The sequence below is a fragment of the Bacillus sp. JJ1122 genome, from assembly GCF_036964885.1.
In the GTDB taxonomy this organism is placed as follows: Bacteria; Bacillota; Bacilli; order Bacillales; family Cytobacillaceae; genus Mesobacillus.
Window position 1 is genome coordinate 152,309 of sequence record NZ_JBALQL010000003.1, and the last position, 4,120, is coordinate 156,428.

Here is a 4,120-nt window from a genome sequence, read left to right on the forward strand (position 1 = left end):
CTTATTATGACCACTCATCGGTTGAGATCCCCAGCGAGTGGTCATTACACGAATTCTTATGACCATTCATCTCATAAAATCCTCAGCGAGTGGTCTTTATTTATAGCTGCTAAAAAATGTCCTCCTTCAAAATTTTCAAATAAAAAAGACCTTAATCAAACGTTTGATTAAAGTCTATCCAAGCCCGTCGTTTCGGGTTTCGGGCTATTAAATATCAATTTTTCCCATATAAGATAATCTTTTGGATTTAGCGTTTAGGTCATCTGTTATGGCGGGTATTGACTAGTAACAAAGGAGTGGGTGGCATTGCTTAGACACGTGGAACTTTCAGATTACCAGCTCTGGATGTGTAAAAAAATAAAGGAAAAGTTAGCTGAAAAGCATGACTATATAAATAGCGCTTCCCATTACCCAAATGAATTTGAAGAACGGGAAGTCATATCCATAGCCTTAAGCGAAATGCTTTTGAAATTAGACGTAATCGACAAAAAAGTGACTTAGATTCCTCGGGGCCAATCGGCCTCTTTTTTGTGCCGTTATTCGATGAAATCTTTATTTCGGTCTTTCCTTTTCAGCTCTTCAAGAATGTCCTTTAAAATCGTTTCCTGCCTTTTAGTACTTGTTACCAGCATTACAAATAAAGCGATCATGACGATTGGAACACCTATCGATGCCATGATTCCAAAAAAACCAAATAATCCCACGAGTCCTTCCATACTATATTACCCCTTTGTTTGTCATAGCTTTTAAAACAACGATGCATTCTAAACACAATGAGCTTTAGAACGCGTATCGAAAATCATCCAAATTCTTATTTCACAAGCGAATGCCTAAAAGCATAGATGACGGCCTGTGTCCGGTCCTGTACCTGAAGCTTGCTCAAAATATTGCTCACATGCGTTTTTACAGTCTTTAAGGCTATGAATAGCTCGTCAGCAATTTCCTGGTTGGTCTTGCCCTCCGCAATCAGCTTCAGAACCTCCATCTCACGCTCGGTCAGCTCTTCATGCGGCAGTAACGTATTCTTCTGACGCATTTTCATCATCATTTTGCCAGTCACTTCGGGCTCTAGTACCGGTTGGCCCGAGTATGTAACCCGAACCGCGTTCGCGATTTCACTCGCCTTCGAGGTTTTCAGCATATAGCTCGTCGCGCCTGCTTCAAGTGCCGGATACACTTTTTCATCATCAAGGAAGCTTGTTACGATGATGACTTTCGCTTCCGGCCACTTTTCGATAATCTGCCTTGTCGCTTCAATTCCGTCCATTTCCTTCATGACCAGGTCCATCAGAATAATGTCCGGTCTCAATGAAAGAGCCAGCTCGACTCCCTCCTTGCCATTACCTGCTTCCCCGACAACCTCAATATCAGGCTGTGCCGACAAATACGATGAAACTCCGATCCTTACCATTTCATGATCATCAACAAATACCACTTTAATCATGCTTCTCACCCGCCACCACTAAAATTGGAACCTTGACTTCAAGCCTGGTTCCTTTATTTTCAACACTGACAATCTTCAGTGTTCCGCCGATTTCTCCGGCGCGTTCATGCATATTCTGGAGGCCATAAGATCCTGCTTTCGTTTCATCCACCTTAAAACCAAGCCCATCATCCACAACCCGCATGATCACCTTATCGTCTCTTTTGATCAGCAGCACTTCCAGCTGCTCTGCCTTTGAATGGCGCAGCGTGTTCGAGACTGACTCCTGCAAGATACGGAACAAGTGATCTTCCACTCCCTTATCCAATGGAAATGGCTCTACCTTCCACTTTATATTCATCGTGACTTTTTGCTTTAATTCGATTAAAAGCTCCTCGATTCCTTCCTGCAGGCATTTCCCTTTAAGAGCAACAGGACGCAGGTGCAGGAGCAATGCCCTCATTTCAAGCTGCGATTGATGGATCATTTCCTCGACCATTTTCAGCTGCTTAGCTTCACGGTCCTCGGAAGGAGCTTTTGTTTCATTGATCGCCGACATCATCATTGATGCCGCAAACAGCTGCTGGCTGACCGAATCATGCAGCTCCCGGGCCAGGCGGTTCCGTTCCTGCGAAATGATTTCCTGGATCCGCGATTCCTGCTCTTCCGCTTTTTCAGTCGCGAGCTTCTGGGATAGCATCGCCTTTTCAGAAATCTGTTTATAAAGCTTTTCAACACGTTTGGATATCGATAAAATTTCCGCGAAAGCCTGGTTTTGCTTTACTTCAGGCTGTTGACCTTCCTCCAGCTCGAACAGCCAGCTGTCAACGGCTTGAAATTGCCTGCGCCAGTAAGTCCCAGACGCAATTCCAAATGCAATTCCGAGCACGACGCTAATGCTGAAGGAAAAAATGATGAAAGGGATGTCCATCAGCTCACGGTTCCATAAATCAGAAAGCCTGGCGATTGGAAAAACCAGCAAATAAGATAATGTCAAAGCCGCAAATAGAATAATTCCAAGGGTCAATCCCCATAAAATCTGGCGCATGATTGAGGTCATATTCTTTTCACCTCGATATTCCCGATGATCATCGACGTGAAGATTTTCACCTTTTGCTCTGCCTCATCATAGCCTGGCGTCTGAAGGAACAAGCTTTGGTTCAGCACCCTGCCTTCCTGATGCTCAAACACCTCGGCTGACCCAGCAACTGCAGAATGGCGGACGGTTACTTCTAAATCATATGGGACAAAAATTTTTACATTCCCAATCATTTTACGGATGAACACGACGGTTTCACCCTTCGGCAGAACGGTCAGGCTAAGATCTATTACACTGTCACCGACACCTGTCTGAATGTTGACGTCGTTCCACTCATACACATGAGTCGGAGTCTCCTGAGGGCCAAACAGACGATTTTTAAACAATGGCGGCTTTTCGATGATCATTTCCTTCTTCTTCTCAATTTCCTGCTCTTGTAAAATGGGCGTGATGACCTCAGGCCTCTTTTTTGACTGGGCGAACTGGTAAGCAAGATAAATCAGCACGGCCAATAGGAAAAATCTGAAGGTCATCATGCTGAAAACACTGCTCAGGAAAAAGAATATTCCTCCCCAGAACAGGAGCTTTCCCGACTTCTTCGGCATTAAGGTGCGGCCAAAATAAATCATCGCCCCGCTTGCAAGAAGGGAGAAAATCAAGCCTTCATTAAAAAACGAGACTTCCAGCAATAGCAGGATCGCTCCAGTGATTGCAATCCAGCTGATATAGTCATTCTTCAAGTTATTCAACACTCTGCTTTCCTCCCTTCCTCTTAATCTTTTACATGGCTATATTGATATTTGTTCAGAGATTTTTGGAATTGCCCTGAATCAAACAGCACTTTGTAAAACGGAATGCATTTTTTGAGGAATTTTTGATGAAGTCCTTTCGGGGTGATATCCAAAAGGCGCAGATGCCTGCGCCTCTTTAGAATACCATGTTTTGCCTATTAAATAGAATGTGTTTCTTTACTTTTAAATTCTTTTTCCAGCTGGGCGATTCTGCCGTCAATCGTATTGCGATAATGAGAGGTTTTCATTTTCTCCTCAAGATTGTCAAGATACGTCTCCATATCAGCAAATCGTGAATAAGCTTTGTCAGAGTAAGAATGGTTATCCAGCACTTGATCCATTCGGTAGTGTGCGCGAGTGACATTTTCACGTCCCATCAATTCCAGCCTGCGGATATGCATATCTTTTAACTTATGCTTCATATCTTCATATTTTCGCTCAAGCTCGAGCTGCTGCTGTGCTGCATTCATTAATGCCTCCTGCAATCTTGCAGCTCTTTCCTCATACTGAGCCTGCTCCTGGCCCGCAAAAGATTGTAGCTCTGCTTCTCCCGCTCTCATCGCAATCTCTGCCTGGTACTTGCGCTTTTCCGCCATCTCAAGAGCCTGATGATGCTCGCGAGTAAACTGGTCCTTCAATTGGCTTTGGCGCTCCAGGAGTTTCCTCACCTTTTCTGTTTCCACTTCACATTCACGAAGATACTGGTTCAAAAGCGCGATTGGATTCTGATTTTCCTTTTTGTCTAGTGCCTCGTGAAGATCTGCCATTACCGTGTTTTTGATTCTTGTTAATAGATTTGCCATTTTAGTTTCTCTCCTTTAATTGGTCATTTTTTTATGGGTGTCTCTTTAAACAAGGCTGTTGATT

General features: G+C 43.8%; 6 protein-coding genes. 1 reads left to right on the plus strand and 5 read right to left on the minus strand.

The window, feature by feature from the left end; all coding sequences use genetic code 11:
- Positions 1–306 precede the first annotated feature (306 nt).
- Positions 307–501, plus strand: coding sequence for a hypothetical protein (locus V7201_RS03045; RefSeq protein WP_335375304.1), 195 nt, complete (start codon positions 307–309; stop codon positions 499–501).
- Between the two features lie 35 nt (positions 502–536).
- Here V7201_RS03045 and V7201_RS03050 read toward each other — a convergent pair whose 3' ends face one another.
- From V7201_RS03050 to V7201_RS03070, 5 genes are all read right to left on the minus strand, one after another.
- Positions 537–716 (minus strand): hypothetical protein, encoded by a 180-nt coding sequence (locus V7201_RS03050; RefSeq protein WP_335375305.1) that lies wholly within the window; start codon positions 714–716, stop codon positions 537–539.
- A 95-nt stretch (positions 717–811) separates the two neighbouring features.
- Positions 812–1,444, minus strand: coding sequence for a response regulator transcription factor (locus V7201_RS03055; protein ID WP_335375306.1), 633 nt, complete (start codon positions 1,442–1,444; stop codon positions 812–814).
- Positions 1,437–2,483: a sensor histidine kinase gene (locus tag V7201_RS03060; RefSeq protein ID WP_335375307.1), complete on the minus strand. Its 1,047-nt coding sequence runs from the start codon at positions 2,481–2,483 to the stop codon at positions 1,437–1,439. The genes V7201_RS03055 and V7201_RS03060 overlap by 8 nt, the downstream gene beginning before the upstream one ends.
- Positions 2,480–3,214 (minus strand): cell wall-active antibiotics response protein LiaF, encoded by a 735-nt coding sequence (liaF, locus tag V7201_RS03065; RefSeq protein ID WP_335375308.1) that lies wholly within the window; start codon positions 3,212–3,214, stop codon positions 2,480–2,482. Before liaF ends, V7201_RS03060 begins: the two co-directional genes overlap by 4 nt.
- Positions 3,215–3,411: 197 nt before the next feature.
- Positions 3,412–4,056, minus strand: coding sequence for a PspA/IM30 family protein (locus V7201_RS03070; protein ID WP_335375309.1), 645 nt, complete (start codon positions 4,054–4,056; stop codon positions 3,412–3,414).
- Between the last annotated feature and the right edge of the window lie 64 nt (positions 4,057–4,120).

Coding starts and splice junctions, on each gene's coding strand:
- V7201_RS03050 (WP_335375305.1), bottom strand. CDS start 716: ATGGAAGGACTCGTGGGATTATTTGGTTTTTTTGGAATCATGGCATCG.
- V7201_RS03055 (WP_335375306.1), bottom strand. CDS start 1,444: ATGATTAAAGTGGTATTTGTTGATGATCATGAAATGGTAAGGATCGGA.
- V7201_RS03060 (WP_335375307.1), bottom strand. CDS start 2,483: ATGACCTCAATCATGCGCCAGATTTTATGGGGATTGACCCTTGGAATT.
- V7201_RS03070 (WP_335375309.1), bottom strand. CDS start 4,056: ATGGCAAATCTATTAACAAGAATCAAAAACACGGTAATGGCAGATCTT.